General features: G+C 57.8%; 15 protein-coding genes. 12 read left to right on the plus strand and 3 right to left on the minus strand.

The annotated features are described in order from the left end of the window. The first annotated feature begins 487 nt into the window (after positions 1-487). A complete protein-coding gene (locus tag HNQ38_RS12075) occupies positions 488-826 on the plus strand; it encodes an Hpt domain-containing protein (protein WP_183721339.1) in 339 nt (112 codons plus the stop codon). Positions 827-979: 153 nt separating this feature from the next. On the opposite strand, the gene HNQ38_RS12080 is transcribed toward HNQ38_RS12075, so the two are convergent. Further along, positions 980-3,331 carry a heavy metal translocating P-type ATPase gene (locus HNQ38_RS12080; RefSeq protein WP_183721341.1) on the minus strand — a complete coding sequence of 784 codons (2,352 nt, stop codon included), beginning with the start codon at positions 3,329-3,331 and terminating at the stop codon, positions 980-982. Positions 3,332-3,417: 86 nt separating this feature from the next. On the opposite strand from HNQ38_RS12080, the gene HNQ38_RS12085 reads away from it, so the two are divergent. The 11 genes from HNQ38_RS12085 to HNQ38_RS14280 all read left to right on the plus strand — a co-directional run bounded on the left by HNQ38_RS12085 (position 3,418) and on the right by HNQ38_RS14280 (position 16,500). Then, entirely contained in the window at positions 3,418-3,615 is a 198-nt protein-coding gene (locus HNQ38_RS12085; protein ID WP_183721344.1) for a heavy-metal-associated domain-containing protein, read from the plus strand. Between the two features lie 412 nt (positions 3,616-4,027). Further along, positions 4,028-5,443, plus strand: coding sequence for a M99 family carboxypeptidase catalytic domain-containing protein (locus HNQ38_RS12090; RefSeq protein ID WP_343060181.1), 1,416 nt, complete (start codon positions 4,028-4,030; stop codon positions 5,441-5,443). 20 nt (positions 5,444-5,463) lie between these two features. Continuing rightward, positions 5,464-6,450, plus strand: a complete 987-nt coding sequence (locus HNQ38_RS12095) for an NAD(P)H-dependent glycerol-3-phosphate dehydrogenase (RefSeq protein ID WP_183721773.1) — start codon at positions 5,464-5,466, stop codon at positions 6,448-6,450. Between the two features lie 1,214 nt (positions 6,451-7,664). Beyond that, complete coding sequence (locus HNQ38_RS12100; RefSeq protein WP_183721350.1) at positions 7,665-11,402, plus strand: complex I subunit 5 family protein; 3,738 nt, start codon at positions 7,665-7,667, stop codon at positions 11,400-11,402. Continuing rightward, positions 11,399-12,370, plus strand: a complete 972-nt coding sequence (locus tag HNQ38_RS12105; protein WP_183721353.1) for a respiratory chain complex I subunit 1 family protein — start codon at positions 11,399-11,401, stop codon at positions 12,368-12,370. The genes HNQ38_RS12100 and HNQ38_RS12105 overlap by 4 nt, the downstream gene beginning before the upstream one ends. Positions 12,371-12,395: 25 nt before the next feature. Beyond that, on the plus strand, positions 12,396-12,830 hold the full coding sequence (locus HNQ38_RS12110) for an NADH-quinone oxidoreductase subunit B family protein (RefSeq protein ID WP_041724975.1): 435 nt from the start codon (positions 12,396-12,398) through the stop codon (positions 12,828-12,830). Position 12,831: 1 nt separating this feature from the next. Continuing rightward, positions 12,832-13,413, plus strand: a complete 582-nt coding sequence (locus HNQ38_RS12115) for a 4Fe-4S binding protein (protein ID WP_183721356.1) — start codon at positions 12,832-12,834, stop codon at positions 13,411-13,413. Between the two features lie 21 nt (positions 13,414-13,434). After that, entirely contained in the window at positions 13,435-13,974 is a 540-nt protein-coding gene (locus HNQ38_RS12120; RefSeq protein ID WP_183721360.1) for an NADH-quinone oxidoreductase subunit C, read from the plus strand. Beyond that, positions 13,971-15,053 carry a hydrogenase large subunit gene (locus HNQ38_RS12125; RefSeq protein WP_183721363.1) on the plus strand — a complete coding sequence of 361 codons (1,083 nt, stop codon included), beginning with the start codon at positions 13,971-13,973 and terminating at the stop codon, positions 15,051-15,053. Before HNQ38_RS12120 ends, HNQ38_RS12125 begins: the two co-directional genes overlap by 4 nt. 42 nt (positions 15,054-15,095) lie before the next feature. Beyond that, the gene (locus HNQ38_RS12130; RefSeq protein ID WP_183721366.1) at positions 15,096-15,479 is read left to right on the plus strand and encodes a hydrogenase maturation nickel metallochaperone HypA/HybF; all 384 of its coding nucleotides are present in this window, start codon (positions 15,096-15,098) and stop codon (positions 15,477-15,479) included. Next, positions 15,472-16,500, plus strand: coding sequence for a 4Fe-4S dicluster domain-containing protein (locus HNQ38_RS14280; RefSeq protein ID WP_246388140.1), 1,029 nt, complete (start codon positions 15,472-15,474; stop codon positions 16,498-16,500). The genes HNQ38_RS12130 and HNQ38_RS14280 overlap by 8 nt, the downstream gene beginning before the upstream one ends. Positions 16,501-17,649: 1,149 nt before the next feature. Here HNQ38_RS14280 and HNQ38_RS12140 read toward each other — a convergent pair. Next, positions 17,650-18,696 carry an SEL1-like repeat protein gene (locus HNQ38_RS12140; RefSeq protein ID WP_183721369.1) on the minus strand — a complete coding sequence of 349 codons (1,047 nt, stop codon included), beginning with the start codon at positions 18,694-18,696 and terminating at the stop codon, positions 17,650-17,652. Positions 18,697-18,699: 3 nt separating this feature from the next. Beyond that, on the minus strand, positions 18,700-20,433 hold the full coding sequence (locus HNQ38_RS12145) for an LIC12162 family transferase (RefSeq protein ID WP_183721372.1): 1,734 nt from the start codon (positions 20,431-20,433) through the stop codon (positions 18,700-18,702). Position 20,434: the final 1 nt, after the last annotated feature.

The following is a 20,434-nucleotide window of genomic DNA, read 5'->3' on the forward strand; positions in this document are numbered from 1 at the left end:
GGTGGTAATAGCTTTCATTGGGATGGCCTCCTGCAAAGGTTTTTAGGCTACCTTATGCATACCCGCTTCAGTCGGGCGGGGCCATCCCATCATTTAAACATTTTCACAGTTACATTGTTCCCAGCCTGTGCCGGGTCCACTCGGTAACCTGCCTGCCTTTATCCCCTGTTCTGTATTTGCTTGTCATATCCCGCCACTGCCCACGCGAACGCAAACGGACGCAACAATATTGTTCTTTTATGCCGCCGCCCCATATCTGACTATTTTGGCCCTATCAGGGACTTTCAACACCGTGTACGGGCAGCCGGACAAGGCATTTTCAACAATTCCCAGCTTTCTGGTCAATAAAGTTATTGTCATCATAAAATCTTGCTGGCAGTATTTGCCCCACGCCAGACTTATACGTTTATGACTACTGGGGCCGTTGCTGTGCAATGGTCCCAGCGCCGTCTGTCGTCTGTTATCAACCTGCGCCAAGAAGGAAAGCATGAGCGAGGAATTACTGGACTGGAAAGAAGCCATGACACGTGTGCTCAACAAACGTGACCTTTACGTCAATCTGTTGGGTAAGTTCATTGAGACGGAACGCGACACTCCCGACAGGGTGGCCGTAGCCTTGAAAAACGGCAATGCGGAAGAAGCCCGGCAGCTGGTGCACAGCACCAAGGGAGCCGCCGCCAACCTGGGGGCCAAGGCGCTGGCCTCCGCTGCGCTGGAACTCGAAATGGCCATCAAGGCCGGGGCAGACACTGGCCGCGCCCTTAGCCATTTCAGCACCACCGTTATGGAAACTCTCGTGACCATGCACGCCTTTATGACCCAGTAGTCCCGGCGAATTTCGGTACAAATAAACCCGCCTCTGCTGTAATGGCAGAGGCGGGTTTTTGTTCGTCATGTATCATCCTGCGCAGGCTAACTTTGCAATGCGTTACCTTGCAAGGTTACGGCACTCGCGACGACACTGCCTACAAACGAAACATCAGCTCTCAATCTTGAAAAAACGCAATCTCAGGGCATTGGTCACCACTGAGACAGAGGACAGAGCCATAGCTGTACCCGCGATCATCGGCGAGAGCATGGGGCCGCCAAAAACGTGCAGCAGCCCTGCCGCCACGGGCAGGCCCAACACGTTGTAGCCAAAAGCCCAGAACAGGTTTTGCCGGATATTGCGCATGGTGGCCCGCGAAAGCGCAAGGGCAGTCAGCACGGCCTCCATGCCGCCACGCATAAGCACTATATCTCCAGCTTCGGCGCTCACATCCACGCCCGTGCCTACTGCCATGCCCACATTGGCCAAAGCCAGCGCCGGGGCGTCGTTAATACCGTCGCCCACCATGCCGACCACATGCCCCTGCTCCTGCAGGCGGCGCACATAGTCTGCCTTTTCGGCAGGCAAAAGGCCCGCGGCAACTTCATCCACACCCACCTTGGCCGCTACAGCCCTGGCAGTGCGTTCATTGTCGCCCGTGAGCATAACCACGCGCACGCCCATCTGCTGCAAGCGGGCCACCACAGAGGAAGATTCGGGCCGGATGGCGTCAGCCAGCGCCAGAATACCAGCAAGGCGAATTTCGTCGCCACTGCCAAGAGCCAGCAGCAAGGGAGTCTGCCCAGCCTCGGCCAGCACCGCCAGCTTGCCGGAGACGCTTTCAGAAATATCGAGCCCGTGTTCCTTCATGAAGGCACGGTTGCCCACGGCCACATGCCGGCCCGTCTCAGCGCAAAAAACCTTTCCCTCTATGCCCATACCGGGAGCCACCACCACGTCTTCCACGCGGCAGGCGGGCAAATTGCGTTCCTGCCCGGCCTTGATAAGGGCCTGGGCCAGCGGATGCTCCGAGCGGGCTTCCAGGGCGGCAGCCAAAGCCAGTAAGCCGTTTTCATCCAGCCCGTTTGCTCCGTCCAGCATGGTGACACCAGTAAGCACGGGCTTGCCTGTGGTGAGGGTACCTGTCTTGTCCACGGCCAGAACATTGATGTGTCCGGCCTGTTCCAGCGCTGCCCCGTTTTTGATAAGCACGCCAAGCTGCGCGCCACGCCCGGTGCCAACCATAATGGACATGGGGGTCGCCAGACCCATAGCGCACGGGCAGGCCATGACCAGCACGGCCACAAAGACGGTAAGCGGCGTTGTTATGGGTTCAGAGCTGAACACCAGCCAGGCCAGTGCCGCCAGCACGGCATAAAGCATCACCGCGGGCACGAAATAGTAGCTGACGCGGTCTGCCAGACGGGCAATGGGAGCCTTGCTGCCCTGTGCCTCACGCACCAGCCGGATGATACGCGCAAGACGCGTGTTGCGTCCCACGGCATCGGCACGCAATGTCAGCGATCCTTCGCCGTTGACGCTGCCCGCCACCAGCTTGTCGCCGGGGCCAACAGCGACGGGAATGGATTCTCCCGTCAGCAGCGAAAGGTCTACAGCGCTTTTGCCCGTCAGGATTTCACCGTCCACGGGTACGCGCCCGCCGGGCCGGAGCAGCAGATGGTCGCCTGTTTTCAAGGACGCCACCGTGACCTCCTGCGGCGGCAAAGCTTCGTTGGCCGGGTCAAGCCGCAGGGCTGTTTCTGGCGTGAGGCTCATGAGCGCGCCCATAGCGTCGCCAGCCTTACGCTTGGCTGTGGCTTCAAGAAATTGACCCAGTTCAATCATGGTCAGCAGCACTGCCGCCGACTCGTAGTACAGGTTCATGGCGCGCTCAACAGGGTTAACCCCCATAAGCCCAAGCACTGTGTTCACCAGACTGTAAATAAGAGCAGCGCCCGTGCCTACGGCCACCAGGCTGTCCATAGCCGGGGCCTTGCGCAGCAGCGCGCGAATGCCGTCCACATAAAAATGCCGCCCAAGCCAGACAATGGGCAGGCTCAGAAAAAGCTGCACCAGCATAAAGGTGCGCGGCGCGGCATGCGGGTCCATCCAGCTCGGCATGCTGAGGCCCATCATGTGGCCCATAGACACTATAAGCAAGGGCACGGCAAAACAGATCATGGGGATAAGGCGGCCCAGACGGTTGCGCGAATCCTTAAGAGCTTTGGCTTTGTTTTCCGCAAACTCGGTGGAGGCGTCATCGTCGGCAGATGGCGTGGCGCTGAAGCCCAGTGTGGCTACACGGTCCATTACCTCTTGCTGCACTTCTTCTTCCCGGCCAACGCTGGTCCAGACCTCAGCCTTGGCTGTGGCGAGATTAACGCTGATTTTTTCCACGCCTTCCATACGCCCCACCACACGCTCGATTCGCGACGAGCAAGCAGCGCAGTGCATACCCCCTATGTCAAATTTCAAGGGGCATGCTTCTGTATTGGCAGATTTTTGCACAATAGGCTCGCTCATATCTTCCTCCAGCTTGTCATTTGCCTGGGCGGCGCGTAGACTTGCTTCACTGTGAAATTGAAAACGGTTTCCTCAAGGAGGATACGATGAAAAGCCTGAAAGTCAATGGCATGCGTTGTGGGCACTGCAAAGGCGCAGTGGAAGAAGCCGCGGGCAAGATTCCCGGCGTGAAAAATCCTCTGGTGGATTTGGACGAAAAAGTTCTGCGCTACGAAGAAGACGGCCCGGTGGATATGGAAGCCCTGCGCACGGCCATCAGCAACATCGGCTTTGATCCCGAATAAACTGGCATGGGCCGGAGCAATTCCGGAACAGGCTTTTTGACCAGCGTCAGGGGCTGCCTCTAGATAAATGATTTTGCGCCGAGGGCAAGAAAAATGCCCTTTTTACTGAAGGAGTGTACTCGTTCAGTACATGCTGGAGTAAAAAAGGCATTTTGACGCAACCCGTTGAGCAAAAGAGTTATTTAGAGACAGCCCCTGGCTGTTCCGCAAGAAATCATACACGCCGCCCGTTCTTTTCCACACGGCAACCCCCTTGTATCTTGCCGTTTGTTCTCAAATGCCGTAGTGATGGAAACCAGTATTCCGCCTGCGGACGCGCCTTCCAAACACATTGCGCAGGCAAACCCACACTGCCATGCAGCCATACAAACTATTGTTTCCATACCGCCTCCGGTGCAGGACCAAGCTATCCGTGCGCAGCGGCTTTTCAGGCCTGTTCTTGTGCTGTGTCCTTTTTCTGCTGGCTGGCGCTGTTCACGCGCAGGATGCTTTTCCGCTGGACTTCACGGTGATTCGCCTGGGTGAAGGACCACGAACTGTCCTGGTGGTGGGGGGCATACAGGGTGATGAGCCAGGGGGCTTTTCTGCGGCAACGCTGCTGAGCACCCATTATCAGATGGAAAACGGCAGCGTGTGGATAGTGCCCAATCTGAATTTTCCCAGCATTATCAAAAGATCGCGCGGCCTGCACGGCGATATGAACCGCAAATTTGCGCGTCTGGATGATAAAGATCCCGAATTTGCCACAGTGCGCCGCATTCAGGAACTCATAGACCATCCGCAGGTTGCCCTTGTACTCAATCTGCATGACGGCAGCGGCTACTACCGCCACAAATACGAAGACAAACTGCGCAACCCCGCCCGCTGGGGACAGTCGGTCATCATCGACCAGACCGACCTGCCGGGAGTCTTTATGGGCGCGTTGGAAGCCGAGGCCGACAAAGCTGCTGCAACGGCCAACGAGGCCCTCATCCAGGCAGGACACCGCCTGCATGTGCACAATACCAAGACAGCCGACGGCGATCACGAAATGGAAAGAAGCCTTTCCTTTTACGCTGTCCGCAAGGGCAAAGCGGCTTTTGGCCTTGAGGCCAGTAAAGAATTCTCCGTCGAACTGCGCGCCTATTATCACCTGCTGATGGTGGAGTCGTTTTTACGGCAGGCAGGAGTGGATTTCAGCCGTTCCTTTGCCCTTACTCCCGAAGGCGTTCGCGGCGCGCTGCAAGACAACCTTGCCGTATCCTTTGCCGACAACCGCGTATTTCTTCCACTGGAAGACGCGCGCCCGGCCATCAATTATCTGCCCCTGCCCAAGGGTGGTCCGGCCCAGGCCGTGCCCACCAAGCCCATTATGGCCGTGCTGCCCTGCGCCAAGGGTGGCGAGGGACAGTTTTGCGTCCACTATGGCAACCGCATGCTGACGCTTATCCGCCCGGAATGGCGCGAGGTGGATAACAGCCTGAGCGTCGTGCGCGCCCGCGTGGACGGTGAAGACAGGCAAATACCTTTCGGACAGGTGGTATATGTTGGCGATTCGCTGCTGGTCGAACCTATTGAAGGATACAGGGTCAATGCCATAGGCTTTGACAACGGCAAACCTGACGAGGCTGGCGTAGACCTGCGCCTCAAGGACTTCATGCCGCGATTTTCTGTAGACAAACAAGGGAAAATGTTTCGAGTAGAAGTTTACCGGAACCAGCTTTTCAGCGGTATGTTTCTGGTTTATTTCGGTAAAGACAAACAGAACAGTCCCAACAGGCCGCGCATGGCCCGTAACGCGGGTTCGTTGCCCGACCGCCCTGGCCCGGAATCATCACTGGGTTTCTGAGAACAAACATGTCTGAAAAAATTTCCATCTGTGTGGCTGGCGGCGGCAGCTGGGGTACTGCCCTGGGACATCTTCTGGCGCGTGGCGGGCATCATGTCTGCCTGTGGATGCGCGATGCCGCCGTGGCCAAGGCCGTTAACGAAAGGCACGAAAACCCGCGCTACCTTCCCAATCTGCCTCTGGATGAGCGGCTCACCGCCACCACTGACCCGGCAGCGCTGGACCGTTCACTGGTGGTTCTGGCTGTGCCCTGCCAGCAGTTGCGCGGCTGGCTTACGGAACATGCCCGCCACTTTCAGCCCAGAGTCGTGCTGGTCAACGCAGCCAAGGGCATTGAAACCGGATCGCTGGCTACCTGCGCCGAAATGACCGCGCAGACGCTCGGGCATCTGAACCCGCGCTATGCGGTTTTGTCTGGCCCTTCCTTTGCGGCTGACGTTCTGCGCGACCTGCCCACTGCCGTTGTTATGGCCGCCTACGACGAAGAACTGGGGCGGTATTTACGCGATATTTTTTCCGGCCCTGTCTTTCGTTGCTACTCCAGCACCGATGTTACAGGAGTGGAAATGGGTGGCGCACTTAAAAACGTCATGGCTATCGCTGCGGGCACCTGCGACGGGCTGGGCCTTGGCGCCAACAGCCGCGCGGCCCTCATAACGCGGGGCCTGGCTGAAATGAGCCGCCTGGGCGTAGCGCGTAACGCGCAAGCGCACACTTTCATGGGGCTTTCCGGGTTGGGCGACCTGACCCTGACCTGCACCGACGACCTCTCCCGCAACCGCCAGGTGGGCTTGCGGCTTGGGCGCGGAGAAAAACTTGACCACATCACGCAAAGCCTCGGCATGGTGGCAGAAGGTGTAAAAACCACAGCCGCCATATATGACATGGCGCAAAAGCTCGGTGTGGATGCGCCCCTGACCAATGCCGTACACAGTATTCTGTATGAAAACCAAAGCCCGCAGGCCGCATTACGCGATCTGATGGGCAGAACGCTGCGCGAAGAATAAACGCTGACTGCAAAGCAAAATCCGTTGACTGTATTGCACGCTTTTCCCCGTGAATCGTCAGCGGCGCAATAGTGTACCAGTTTGCAGTATCAGTGTTAGTACAGATTGCCTCGCAAATGCTTTGCGTAAGAGGGGGAAACCCCTTTCACAAAAAAGAACCCGCCGCCACAATTCAAAAACTATATTTTTCATTTTATTTCATCATATTATGCGAATAAAACTGAAATAGCGCGAGCGGTTCAGAGTGGCTGCTTCTTCTGGCAGCAGTTCGTCATAAATGAAGCGCCGCTTTCTGGGCCCCTGTTGCCCCAAAGCTGATCTGCCGTACCGCCCCCCTGAAAAAGCCTGTTACTCATGCTCTGCCCAGCGCAGGGATTCTTATAATGACAGTCCGGGCATATCATTAGCTGTGCAGGCAATGTTGAAATTCCGGGCAAACCATCCGCAATTTCAAGCGCCGGACAGCCTTCGCAGACGTTCAGAATGCCTGTATTCGCAACAGTAAAGGCGTTCTGCAACTGCCCCCCAGGATAAAACGTCCCTCATTGCTTCTCTTTTCCTCAAGACACGGGACAGGCGAACTGCGTATATTCCTGACAGAATCGTAACACCTTCCCTGCAATTTATTCAGGGAACGACGCGCACACCTTGAGCGTACACGCCGTGAGCAGACTCAAAATGAGCGCCTGATTCCGTTGGATAAATAAATCACATACTCATTTTGATACAAAAACGTGCAATCTGCAAAAAAATTTTTAGTAACACGATTTTTTTTATTTGCACTTTTTTCTGTTGCGCAAAAAAAGGGAACAAAGAATGACTATTTTTTTCTTGCCCCCCGAATTTTATTATGACTAGTACATCAAACAGATATTGTTTGATTAATCAACTAATTATGATGAACACTGGGTTGAGCAAACACCCAACACACAAACTGCATCAGCTTCAACTACTGTCGAACTGCTGTGAATTATTACACATACTGTAATTAGACACGCAAAACCAGCGCCACTTCTATGCAAATTGGCAAAAATCCCATATTTTCAGTGAAATAATTGACACTTGCACTGAATAGCGAAGTACGATAAGGCTGTTAACACTCGTTTTACTATTTTTTTCACGATTTGGTATGGGTGTGATACCACTTCGCAAGAGGCGTAGCTGGGGCTAAGCACTGTGCTGGCCTGAAAGACCCGCAAACTACGGGGCGAATTATGACGGAATCATTGTTCTCGGCTGGCGGCCAGCTTGTGCCGCTTCTGGTGGGTATGGCCCTCATGCTGTACGCTGCGGCCCAGGCCGTACGTCAGCGTAAGGACCCTCGCCGCCTGATCCTCTGGGGTGCTCTGCACGACGCGGGCATAATCTGCCTGGGGCTCGGTGCGGCTACCGCCATCGGCGCCACCGGTTTGTGGCTCTTCATTCTTTTTCAGGTCGCAACACGCGGTCTGGCCTGGACGGCGCTAAGCCGTCTTACTTCAGCATGCCACACAGGGGCAGCCTGTAGTCAGGGGCCCGTTCAGGTAGCTGACCTGAGTGGTTCGGGCCAGCGCCATCCCTGGATGGCGGCTTTGTTCGCCCTGGGCCTTCTGGCCTCGGTGGGCGGCTCGCCCTTCCTGCTGCCCGAGGCTCGCCTCTTCATTAATGCAGCCGTGCTTGATGCCATGCCTGCTGGCCTTACCGGCCTTCTGGTTATGGCTCTGGCCACCACCGTCTTCATTTGGTTGTATGTCAATGCCGTACGCCGCATAGTTCTGGAAGACGCACCTGAAGACGCTCCCACGGCTTTCGGCCCCATGCGTGGCGGCTCCGGTCTGGTGATCGGCCTTGCTGTGGCGGTAGGCCTCATGGGCCTCTTCCGTGGCCCGCTTACGGCCCTCATTGGCGGCCAGTACGGGTTTGACGCGCCACATTCGCCTGTGCACCCGGCTTACTGGTGTTACTACCTCGGCGCGTTTGCTGTGGGCGGAGCATTTCTTGCCCGCATGCGCATGGCTCCCGTCATAGGAACGGCCTTCGCGGCCCTGGCCTTTGTTACCGTGCTTGTCGCGGACGCTCCGGCCACTGCCAAACTGTTCCTGGTTATGATCAGCCTTGTGGCCCTTGTGGTCTGCGTATACTCGCAGGGCTACATCCACGGGCGGCATCAGGGGCGCTACTGGTTTTTCCTGCTGCTCACCTTCGGCTCTCTGGCTGGCATAGTTTCCAGCACCGACGCTTCGGGCCTTTATGGGTACTGGGAACTCATGACCTTCGCTTCCTACTTCCTGGTAGTGCACGAAGGACGGCGCAGCGCATTTGACGCTGGCCTCAAATATTATGTCATGTGCGCGGGCGGCGCGCTGTTCATGCTGCCCGGCCTGCTTATGCTTGGTGAAGGTTTTGTGCCCACCCCTGTGGTTCAGGCAGCCTTTGTGCTCTGCCTGATGGGCTTTGGCGTCAAGGCCGGCCTTGTGCCCCTGCATTCGTGGTTGCCCGATGCTCACCCGGCTGCACCTTCCTCGGTGTCGGCGCCTCTTTCAGGCATCATCACCAAAATGGGTATCTTCGGCATTGTGGCCGTGTTGCTCATGCGGCCCATGGTCAGCACCCTGCCCGGCCTTTTCGGCCTTTCCTGGCTTGGTACGGGCCTGGTCTTTACTGGCGCGGCCACGCTTATTCTGGGCGAGGTCATGGCCCTGCGCCAGAACGACATCAAGCGCATGCTGGCTTACTCCACCCTGGGGCAGCTTGGTGAAATTGCGCTGGTGCTCGGCATAGGCACATGGCTTTCGACCACGGGCGCGCTGTGGCACATGTTCAACCATGCCATCATGAAGGACCTGCTCTTCCTTGGCGCAGGCGCACTCATCATGCGTAGCGGCAGCCGCAAGCTCAGCGACCTGCGCGGCCTGGGCCGCCAGATGCCCTTCACTGTGGCCTGCATGGGCATAGGCCTTGTGAGTATTATGGGTCTGCCGCCCTTTGGCGCATTCTACAGCAAATTCCTGATGATCCAGGCCGCCACCGAGGCAGGACAGCTCTGGCTGGCCGCGCTTATTCTTGGCGGTTCCCTTGTGGGTCTTGTCTACTATACCCGCATACTCAAAACCCTGATTTTTGAAGAACGCCCCGACTATCTGCCCACGGTTACGGAAGCTCCGGTGACCATGCGCGTTGGTATGGGCGTACTGGCGGGCCTGTGCGTTCTGCTTGGCCTTGCCCCGCAGCTGGCCATGCAGCTTGTAGCCCCGGTGGCTTCTCTGGCCTTTGTGCCCAATCCGGCGGACGCAGGCGTACTGCTGGCCATGCACGTTAGCTGGCCCATTTACGTGGTGGTACCTGTATTCGGCGCCCTGCTGCCAGCCCTCTTCCACAAGAACCGCATCATGGCGGGCAAGGTCAGCGTGGGCGTACTGCTTGCCACGGCCCTGCTGGTCATCCTGTTCGGACGCGGACTGGACACGCTTTCCTTCTGCTTTGCCCTCATTGTGCCCCTGCTGGGCGCGGTGAACATGAGCTACGCTCTGGGATATATGGAACACAGCCACAGGCAGTGGCGTTTCTACTGTGCCTTTACTGCCATGTGTGGCGGTTTGGTGGGTATGGCGGCCAGCCAGTATCTGCTGAGCTTCTTCCTGTTCTGGGAAATCATGAGTTCGTGGACGCTCTACATGGCCATTGCTCATGAAGGCGACAAAGCCTCCCTGCGCGAAGCCTTCAAGTACTTTATCTTCAACGTCTTCGGCGCGGGCTTCATCTTTGTTGGCCTGTGCGTCATTGGACCCTTCACGCCCTTCACGGCGCTGTTGCTGGACGGCATGGTGCCCAACCTGCCCGCTGGCGCGACGTGGCTTGGCATGGCTCTGCTGGCGGCAGGCTTTGTGATGAAGGCTGCGCAGCTGCCCTTCCGCATTGACTGGCAGATGCATCCGGCCCTGGCTCCCACGCCTGTGTCCGGCTACATCTCCTCAGTTCTGCTGAAGAGCGCCATCCTGGGCCTTATCAAGCTCTTTATGCTGCTGGGCGGCGGTTTCGCCGTTGCGGGCATACTGGGCGGCTTTGAACAGAGCTCCATCAGCGTACCTGTCATGTGGATAGGCGGCATCACCATCATTATGGCTGCCCTTCAGGCTCTGCGCAGCAATGGACTCAAGCTTATCTTCATCTACTCAACCGTAAGCCAGCTCGGCTATATGGTGCTGGCAGTGGCGGCGGGCGGCGCGCTTGGATACGCGGGCGGCATGTTGCACGTCATCAACCACGTTTTCTTCAAGGACCTGCTCTTCCTTGTGTGCGGCGCAGTCATGTTCGCCAGCCACAGGGAAACTCTGGACGACCTTGGCGGCATTGGCCGCAAGATGCCCTTTACCCTGGCTATGTTCGCCATTGCCGGGCTTTCGGTGATCGGTGTGCCGCCCACCAGCGGTTTCTCGTCCAAATGGCTCATTTATCATGCGCTTATGGAGGCGGGCCAGCCCTTCCTGGCACTGCTTTCCCTCATAGGCAGCGTGCTGACAATGGCCTATATTGCCAAGTTCCTGCATGCGGCCTTCCTGGGTCAACCTGCGCAGGACCTTGACGAAATAAAGGAAGTGCCGCGCATCATGCGTGTGCCCATGGGCATTCTGGCTGCAGGCTGCGTGCTGACCGGCATCTTCCCCGGCCTCGCGCTTGGCCCCATCAACTCCGTGTTGTTCGAGTACGGCTTCATGCCGCTTAATGTTGGCATGTCGGGCGTGCTTTCAGGCGCAGGCGCCTGGAACGCCACGGGGATGTTCGTCATGATGGCCCTGGCCTTCACGGGCGGCTACTGGTTCGTGAAGCGCTTTACCCGCCTGCGCGAAATTGATGTGCACACCTGCGGTCTGCCGCCTGAAATGGCCACCAGCCGCATGACGCCTTCCAGCATATACGGTGGTCTCACCCGCCTGCTTGGCGGTGGGAATACGCCCAAGGAGAACCGCTCATGAGCGATACCCTGCTTGCCATACTGCACATGTGCGTCTTCCCCGGCGGGGCATTTGCCCTGATGGTGGCCATGTTCTTCAAAGGACTGGACCGCCGCGTGGAAGCCCGCCTGCAACGTCGCGTGGGGCCGCCGCTGGTGCAGCCCTGGCTGGACATTGCCAAATTGCTGACCAAGGAAACCCTGATTCCAAAGACGGCCTGCCGCCCGGCATTTTTGCTGGCACCCGTCTTCGGCTTCACGGGCATGGCCGTGTGTGCGGCCTTTATCCCCATCGCCGGCGTGTACAACGGTCTGTTCAATATGGGCGACCTGCTGGTGATTTTCTACCTGCTGCCCATTCCGGCCATGGCCATCATGCTTGGTGGTTCGGCTTCCAGTTCGCCATACGGCGCTGTGGGTTTTTCACGCGAAATGATGCTCATGTTCGCCTACGAAATGCCTTTGCTCATGATTTTGCTGGCCGTGGCCATGCTCACGGGCAAAACGCTGGCTGGCGGCGCGTGGGGAGCGGAATTTTCGCTCTTCAAGATCGTGGCCCTGCAACAACAGACAGGTTCCTTTGGTTTCAACCCGTCGATGATTCCGGCCTTTTTGGCCTACCTCATCTTCCTGCCCGGCACTATGGGTGTTGTACCCTTTGATATCCCCGAGGCGGAAACCGAAATTGTTGAAGGCCCGCTGCTTGAATACGGCGGCCCGCTGTTGGCGCTTTTTCAGATCACGTCGGCCCTCAAGACCTTCGTTGTTCTGGGGCTGGGGGTTGCGCTTTTCTTCCCCGGCACCATATCTGAATGGTGGCCGATCAATTTGTTGTGGTTCCTGTGCAAGTGTCTCGCGCTCATGCTGGTTTCGCTTACCCTGGTCAAATCGGCCACCGGGCGTTTCCGTATTGACCAGGCGTTTCGCTTCTATGTAACTGTGCCCGCTGCGCTCGCGCTGTGCAGTCTGATACTGGTCTGGGTGATGTAAGGAGGCCGCCGTGTCGCTGGATAACATGCTTAAAAAACTTTCCGTGCGTTCGCCGTGGCTGTTCCGCATCAACGCCGGTTCCTGCAATGGCTGTGACGTGGAATTGGCCACCACGGCCTGTATACCGCGCTACGACGTTGAACGTCTGGGTTGCCGCTACTGCGGCAGCCCCCGTCACGCCGACATTGTGCTTATCACCGGCCCTCTCACCACCAGAGTACGTGACCGTGTGCTGCGGGTATGGGACGAAATTCCCGAACCCAAAGTTACGGTGGCTGTGGGCATTTGCCCCATATCCGGCGGGGTGTTCCGTGAAGGATACTCCATTGAAGGCCCCATTGACCGTTACCTGCCCGTGGACGTAAACGTGCCCGGCTGTCCGCCCCGGCCCCAGGCCATTCTTGAGGGCGTCGTGCTGGCCCGGTCTATCTGGCTGAAAAAACTGGGCGTGGAGGAATAGTATGGCGGGCTTTCTTAAAGTCTTATTCCGCAACCTGCTCGAAGGCCCCAGCACCGACCCTTTTCCTCTGGGTGAAACCTTTACCCCTGACCGTTTGCGCGGCAGGGCTGTGGTAGATCCTGACCTGTGCATGGGCTGCGGCATCTGCCGTCACTCCTGCGCGGCGGGGGCCATTCATATCGGCCAGCAACCCGACGGATCAGGCTTTACCATCACCATCTGGCAAAACTCGTGCTGCCTGTGCGCCTCATGCCGTCATTACTGCCCCACCGGGGCCATGAGCATCAGCACAGACTGGCATTCGGCCCATACGCAGGCCGAAAAATATAACAGGCTTGAGCAGCATACCATAAAGTATGAGCCCTGCGTGGTGTGTGGCGCGCTTATGCGCCCCATTCCCAAAGCTCTGGCTGACAAACTCTATGCCTGGAATACCGAAATTGATCCCGAGTTTACTCGCAAGATGTGTCCCAAGTGTCGACAGATCGAAGATGCAAAGCGTAATGCCTGCATGCTGCCCACGACAGCTGATGAGGCACCGGTTGAACTTGTCGTCACTTCGGCAGCGCCCACAAAAGATTAGCGGCCTGGCCGCGGAGAACATATGCAAGAAGTCATCAACGGCAATGCCAAGGTCATCGAGGGCCTTACCGCTCTCTGCTCGACCGAAGACGACGCCATACATCATAGCACTGACAGCTTCGGCAATGCCTATCACTGGTTTCGCCTGGGCACTCCCCGAATGCTCACTCAGGGCGCGCAGATACTTCGCGATGCGGACGCCCGCCTGGCGATGGTGACGGCCTACAACCGCCGCCAGCTCAGCGAACCCATGCAGGAAATCTGCTATCACTTTGAGATTCAGGGTTTTATTTACAACATGACTGTTACTCTCAATGGCGAATGGCCCACGGTGCCCTCTATTACGCCGCTGTTCGCCAATGCGGACTGGCACGAAAGAGAAATGATAGAGCTTTACGGCATCCAGGTCATGGGGCATCCCAACCCGCGCCGTCTCTTCCTCGATGAAGAGCTGGACGCTGGCATTCTCAACGAAGCCGTACCTCTGTCCATTATGATGAACGGGGCCTGCACCACTGACCTGTGGGAACGCATCCTCCAGGATAAGGAGAAGCAGTCATGACCAGTACCTTTACTATGCCCCTGGGGCCAGTACATGTGGCCCTTGAGGAACCGGTATATTTCAACCTGACGGTGGACGGCGAAATCGTACGTCACGTTGACTTGACTTCGGGGCACGTGCATCGCGGCATGGAGGCAATGGCCACCCAGCGCAACCTGGTCAAAAACGTAACGCTCACCGAACGCGTGTGCTCGCTGTGTTCCAACAGTCATTCCTTTACTTACAGCATGGCTGTTGAAAACGTACTAGGCATTACCATCCCCGACCGTGCGCGTTACCTGCGCGTGATCGCCGAAGAAATCAAGCGTATTTCTTCGCACCTGTTCAACACTGCCATTCAAGCCCACATCATCGGCTTCAAGTCGCTGTTCATGCACGTCATGGAAGTGCGCGAAATGATGCAGGACCTGAAAGAAACGGTTTACGGCAACCGCATGAACCTTGCCGCCAACTGCATCGGCGGCGTCAAATATAGTGTAGATGCCGCCCTGCTGGATTACATGCGCAACATGCTGGACAAGGTTGAACCTCAGGTGGACGAAATCCGCGAGATTTATGACACCAACAGCATGGTGCTGGCCCGTACCCGCGGCCTTGGCCTGCTGCCCAAGGAAGACGCCATTCGCCTGGGCGTTGTGGGCCCGGTGGCGCGCGGATCAGGTCTGCACCTGGATGTGCGCAAGGATTCGCCCTATGCGGCCTATCCTGATGTGGAATTCAAAACCGTTGTTGAACAGGGTTGCTGCATTCACGCCCGCACCATGGTGCGCCTGCACGAGATATTTGAATCCTTCAAGATCATCCGGCAGTGCATCACTCAGTTGCCCGACGGCGAAGTGACCGCCCCCATGCGCCAGATACGCACGGCAGAAGCCTGCGCCCGCTCGGAAGCGCCGCGAGGCGAGGTCTTCTACTATATTCGCACCAATGGAACGGATATGCCCGCACGGCTCAAGTGGCGCGTGCCTTCCTACATGAACTGGGAAGCTCTGGGCGTGATGATGCGTGACTGCAATGTGTCCGACGTTGCCCTGATCACCAACAGTATTGACCCCTGCGTCTCCTGCACGGAACGCTAGAGGTTTATTGCGTGCCGGGGTCAAAGCAGCGAAGGGTGCAACATGCATGAAGCGAGTCTGGTTCAGGGTTTGCTGGACATCTGTCTGAAAGCTCTGAAGGATCACAATGCGGCGCACCCGGAAAATCAGGTGAAGCACATACACAAGCTAGAGTGCCAGCTTGGCCTCATTGCCTGTGTGGAGGCGCAGACCCTTATCGGCTGCTTTGAACTCTTTGCGGAAGGCACCCCGGCCGAGGGAGCGCAACTGCTTTTGCAGACAGCGCCCCTGGCCTGTCGCTGTACCGATTGCAGCCATGAATTCAGCCTGACGCAACGGCATTTCGTCTGCCCCAGTTGCGGCGGCGAAAACATCCACTTCAACGGGGGCCACGGACTAACCCTGATGGCCCTGCACGTTGCACCCGAGGAAACGGACCATGACTGAACACATCCAGGTCGTACCCGACAAATGCCGCGCCTGTCGCCGCTGTGAAGTGGCCTGTATCGCTGCTCACCACGGAATGAGCTTCAAGGAAGCCATGAAGCACCGCGACGAACTCGTGTCGCGCGTGCAGGTGGTCAAGGCCGATGGCTTCAAGACCACAGTGCGCTGCCACCAGTGCCCTCATGCCCCCTGTGTCAACGTTTGCCCCACAGGGGCCCTCCAGCAGGACGAACAGGGGCGCATCATCATGCGCGTCCAGTACTGCGTGGCCTGCAAAATGTGCATGGCCGCCTGCCCGTATGGCACCATAACGATGGAAACCATCGGCATGCCTTCGGTGGACGGTGAAGACGGCGAAACCCTCGCCCAGCGCGCCCGCCGCGAAGTGGCCGTGCGTTGTGACATGTGCCGCGCATGGCGTATGGAGAACGGCAAGCGCATCACTGCCTGTATGGAAGCCTGCCCGGCCCACGCCCTTTCACTGGTGCTGGCCGACGGCACCGTGGTGGAAATGCCCAAACCTGAAAAAAAGGCTGTGGCTCCTGCCGACGGTGAAGCTGCTGCCAAACCTGCAGAAGCTGCCAAGGCTGAAACCACGGCTTCTGAAAAACCCGCTGAAGCGCCCAAGGGCGAGGCTGCGCCTGAAACGCCTGCTGCCTCACCCAAGGTTGAAGCCGCTACCGAAGTTGCCGCTGAAGTTGTGGAAACCAAGGCAGAGGCAGCTCCCGAAGCTGTGGAAGCCAAGGTGGAAGCTGCTCCCGCAGTGAAGCCTGAAGAACAGGCCGCTCCTGCGGAAAAGCCCAAAACTGAAGCAGTCGTTGAAGCCAAGGTTCAGGAAGCTGCCCCTGCAGCAACCAATGACGCTCCCAGCGCCGATGCAGCTCCTGTAGAAGCAGCCAAGACTGAAGAAACGCCCAAGGCTGAAACCAAGCCAAAGGATGCACCCAAGGCCGCCAGCGCAGCAGCCCAAAAACCTGCTCCCAAGAGTGCCAAGAAAAACAAGAAGAGCGGCAAAAAATAAGCTGCCCAAGACAATACATTGAGCGGGGCCGTCCATACTTTCGTATGGACGGCCTTGCTATTTTGGATGGCTTTAAGTGAAGATTGACAGCACGCGGCAAGGCAGAGGATCGCTGCGGGCGTAATAAAAGAATGGAGTCGCATTTATGAAACCGTTTGCACCCTGCGGGTTCGTCGGCTTTTCTTCTCTTTAACTCTGCCGCCTGCCCGGCGCGCGGCAAGGCGGATGCGGCCTGCGGGCGCAATAGAGGAATGGAATCGCCTTTATGAAACGACTTGTACCCTGCGGGTACTGAGGCTTTTCTTCTCTTTAGTTCTGCCGCCTGCGCGGCGCGCGGCAAGACGGGGCCGGTTATGGGGCTTCGCCCCCTTCTCGGCCCCCCTTGCATCCCCCCCGAAGCACCCCCTGTTCTACCCCGACCACCAAGTATCTTTTCCGGGGGCGGCTACGCACGAACCTCGCCGACGAGTCGGCTTCGGTTCTTTATGACGCCGCCCCCGGCAATGGCCTGCACTTCGCCTGAGAAATTGCTCAATCCCAATCAAATTACCTATGCAGTTGCACACACTGCCGATGAAAACATGGATACTACAATGGGAGTAGGTTTACTCAGGAGTCGCCAGGTTAACCTTGGCCCCAGCCGCCCCACACAGCCAACACCCAACGCGAAAGCGCCAGATGGCATTGCGCGGCGCGCAGGGAGATCACCCGACCAAGGGGAGGGAAGCTCCCGAAGCAGAAGCCGCGCAGCCCTCGTAAAATGGTGCAAGATGGAAAACCCTTGAAGGCTAACCTGTGGGAATGGAGAGCTACGAAAACCCAGCGGGGTTGTCCGGGGGGAGTGCAGAGGGGGCCTCGGAGGGGCGGCAGCCCCTAACAGGCCCCCTTCTGCCGCACGCCGCGCAGGCGGCCCAAGCAAAGGAAATTGAAAAGCTCTCATGCCCGCTGGGCACACTGGGCATTATACTGCACAAGTAACGTCCTGGTAAAAAGCCCCATACACGCAGGACACAACCACCCTTCGCCAAAGCAACTCCACCTCTTTTTCCACTGCGCACCGCAACCATTCTCGCACAGCAAGCACAGAAAAGAGGCCCACACTCTTTCAATGCGGGCCTCTTGATATTCAAAGAAAGAATGTAAAAACAGCTATTGCTGTTTTTTATCTTTTTTCTGCTGTTGCTTGCTCGGGGCAGGCGCCTTGCGAACGGGCTGAGGCTTGTTGTTCTGGGCACGCACAACAGCCTTGGCGTCAGGATCGCCATTTTTGGCAGCCAGGTTGTACCAGCGGTTGGCTTCACTCAGGTTGCGCGGCACGCCTGTGCCCTGATCATACATAAGCCCCAGACTGTACTGGGCGGCAGGCTCATTCTGCTCGGCAGCCTTGCGGTACCAGTCCACAGCCTGATTGTAATCCTGAGGCACGCCACGGCCCTGCTCATACATAAAACCAAGGTTATACTGGGCCTCGGCATACCCCTGCTCGGCGGCACGGGTGTACCATTGCAGAGCCTTGGCCGGGTCCTGCGCGTAACCGCGCCCCTCGGCATACATGAAGGCCAGATTGTTCTGCGCCTTGGCATGGTCCTGCTCGGCAGCCTTTTCAAACCAATGAGCGGCTTTGGTGTCGCTCTGGTTTTCCCCGCTGCTGTTCAGATACGTCCAGCCAAGGGAGTATTGGGCCGAAGCCAGCCCCTGATTGGCGGCACGGCTGTACCAGTCAATGGCGGCGTTTTCATCCTTGTTAACCCCGCGACCATAGGCATAGAGATAGCCAAGGTTATACTGGGCCATAGCAAGACCCTGCTCCGCCGCTTTGCGGAACCAGCGGGCAGCTTCGCGATAGTTACGGGGCACGCCGTCGCCGGAAACCAGCGCCGTGGCCCATGAATTCATGGCGCTTACGTCGCCCTTCTCCGCTGCCAGCCGGAAAAATTCGGCCGCGCGGGTGCGGTTTTTCTTCACACCCTTACCGTCCAGAATAAGACGGCCCATTACATAAAGCGCCTCGGCATTGCCGCTGTCCACGAGGGGTTTGAGCAGGCGAACGGCCTCATCATAATCATTTTTGTTCAAGGCGGTCTGCACTTGACGCAGACTGTCTCCATCATCAGCACAGGCCGTGCCCTGAGGCAACAACAAGGGCGAAAGGCACAGGGCCACCAATAAAACTATGGCAGATACACGAATTTGCATGTGTTACAGACTCTTCAGCGTTTGAATCCAATAATGATTTTCATTGCCCTTGACCGTTAAGGCCTGTAGGGCGCAAAAGGCGCGCCTGGCGTCCTGCACCGCAGTGCGGCTCCACCATGCACGCGGGTCTTCCCATACTTCCAGCGCTTTGGCGGCGGCTTCTTCAGGCGTGGCAAACAGTATGCCCGCCCTGGTCAGCACGTCCAGCAGGGCGTCACTTTGCGGGGTAACGGGCCACACATCTCGCCGCCAGAACAAAATGGTAGGCACATTGGCCACCAAAGCTTCAAGGGTGGTGGTACAGTTGTGATCCACTACCAACAGGCGGCAGGACAGGATCTGCGGCTGCAAGGGGCCGGTAGACAACCTCACCTGCGGCATGCGCTCCAGCAGCCAGTCTGCGTCGCGCAAGGAACCCGGCAGCGAAAAGTAGGGACGGTACTGCGAACAACTCTGCAAAGTACGCCCCATAGCCTCAAAGAAGCGCAGCTTGTCGCGCCGGTAATCCACCAGTTGCAAGGGCGTGGGATGGGCATCCAGCCTGTAGCCGTAGGCAGGCATTTCCGTCCCGACCAGCAGCAGGTTGTACCCGTCCTGCCCGTGCCAGCGCTTCTTTATGCGGGCCAGTTGCGGGTAGGGCACGGGAATGAAGTTGCCCCGGCTGCAGCCGTGCTCACTCCAGCCCCAGGTGGCAAAGGCATGCTGTGAATACTCCACCATCGCCGTATCACAGGCGCAGCGCACCTGCCCGTAATTGCCGCCGTGCTGCACATACATGAGCCTGTGCCCGCGCCCACGCCAGACAGCCAGTTTTTGCCGGTACTCGGCGTCTTCATAGGACAATACGCTGGCTACACGCACCCTGGGGGCCAACAGCCCTGTCCCCAGACTTTCCGGGTGGCGCAGCAGGCGCAGGGACCGGGGCATGCCCGCCAGAAACACGGACATGACGTCCAGGCAGCCCGGCAGCCCCACGTCTATACCTGTGGCAGCCTTGCCATAGGAGGACAGGGATTGCGAATAATCATGCCCCTGACTTTTGTGCAGCAAGGACAACGAAAACCGCAGGCTTTGCTTCCAGCTTACGCCCTTGAGCTTGGGAAAAGGCAGGCACAGCATGGCCTTGCGAGCCATGTTACGCAAACGGGCCTTGCCGCTGGGGTGCTGGTCAGATCCATATTCACGCCGCACTGGCGACAGGTATTCCCACGTCCATTTTTCAGGCCAGCCCTCGTGAAAGAGCGCCTCAAAAAGGCGGGAGAAAAGCCAATGGTTGAATGAGTGCCCAAGAGCCCCGTGCAGCGTGAAGTCCGGCTCTGTCCAAAAGGCAAAATGGCAGTCGCGGGGCAAAAGGGGCACATGAATGGATTCATCACCCCACACCTCGGCCATTGCCTTGACGCGGCCCCAACGGTCAACGATCTGTGAGGCCATATTTATGGCCCAGGGCGCCAGCAGGGTTTCCCAGTAGGCAGCGGGCAGGTCTTCACTGTGAGAACACAGTTCAGCGGCCAAAGGAGCTATGCTGTCTGCACACAGGGCTTGCGCGCACTTGCAGGCATGCTCCACGGCGGACACTTCAGCTAGCGGTTCAGGCGGAAAAGCAAAGCGCTTGTCCCAGGAAGGAAAAAATTCTTCCTGCTCAACAAAGCACCACGGCCCGGCAGGCCGGTGCGTTTCCGGTTCCGCATCACGCGGCATGCGCCCAAGAACGAGTATGCTGCTTTCCTGGTTCATA

It is taken from the genome of Desulfovibrio intestinalis (assembly GCF_014202345.1).
Taxonomy (GTDB): Bacteria; Desulfobacterota; Desulfovibrionia; order Desulfovibrionales; family Desulfovibrionaceae; genus Desulfovibrio; species Desulfovibrio intestinalis.

Coding starts and splice junctions, on each gene's coding strand:
- HNQ38_RS12125 (WP_183721363.1), top strand. CDS start 13,971: ATGACCAGTACCTTTACTATGCCCCTGGGGCCAGTACATGTGGCCCTT.
- HNQ38_RS12110 (WP_041724975.1), top strand. CDS start 12,396: ATGCTTAAAAAACTTTCCGTGCGTTCGCCGTGGCTGTTCCGCATCAAC.
- HNQ38_RS12100 (WP_183721350.1), top strand. CDS start 7,665: ATGACGGAATCATTGTTCTCGGCTGGCGGCCAGCTTGTGCCGCTTCTG.
- HNQ38_RS12130 (WP_183721366.1), top strand. CDS start 15,096: ATGCATGAAGCGAGTCTGGTTCAGGGTTTGCTGGACATCTGTCTGAAA.
- HNQ38_RS12075 (WP_183721339.1), top strand. CDS start 488: ATGAGCGAGGAATTACTGGACTGGAAAGAAGCCATGACACGTGTGCTC.
- HNQ38_RS12080 (WP_183721341.1), bottom strand. CDS start 3,331: ATGAGCGAGCCTATTGTGCAAAAATCTGCCAATACAGAAGCATGCCCC.
- HNQ38_RS14280 (WP_246388140.1), top strand. CDS start 15,472: ATGACTGAACACATCCAGGTCGTACCCGACAAATGCCGCGCCTGTCGC.
- HNQ38_RS12105 (WP_183721353.1), top strand. CDS start 11,399: ATGAGCGATACCCTGCTTGCCATACTGCACATGTGCGTCTTCCCCGGC.
- HNQ38_RS12085 (WP_183721344.1), top strand. CDS start 3,418: ATGAAAAGCCTGAAAGTCAATGGCATGCGTTGTGGGCACTGCAAAGGC.
- HNQ38_RS12120 (WP_183721360.1), top strand. CDS start 13,435: ATGCAAGAAGTCATCAACGGCAATGCCAAGGTCATCGAGGGCCTTACC.
- HNQ38_RS12140 (WP_183721369.1), bottom strand. CDS start 18,696: ATGCAAATTCGTGTATCTGCCATAGTTTTATTGGTGGCCCTGTGCCTT.
- HNQ38_RS12115 (WP_183721356.1), top strand. CDS start 12,832: ATGGCGGGCTTTCTTAAAGTCTTATTCCGCAACCTGCTCGAAGGCCCC.
- HNQ38_RS12145 (WP_183721372.1), bottom strand. CDS start 20,433: ATGAACCAGGAAAGCAGCATACTCGTTCTTGGGCGCATGCCGCGTGAT.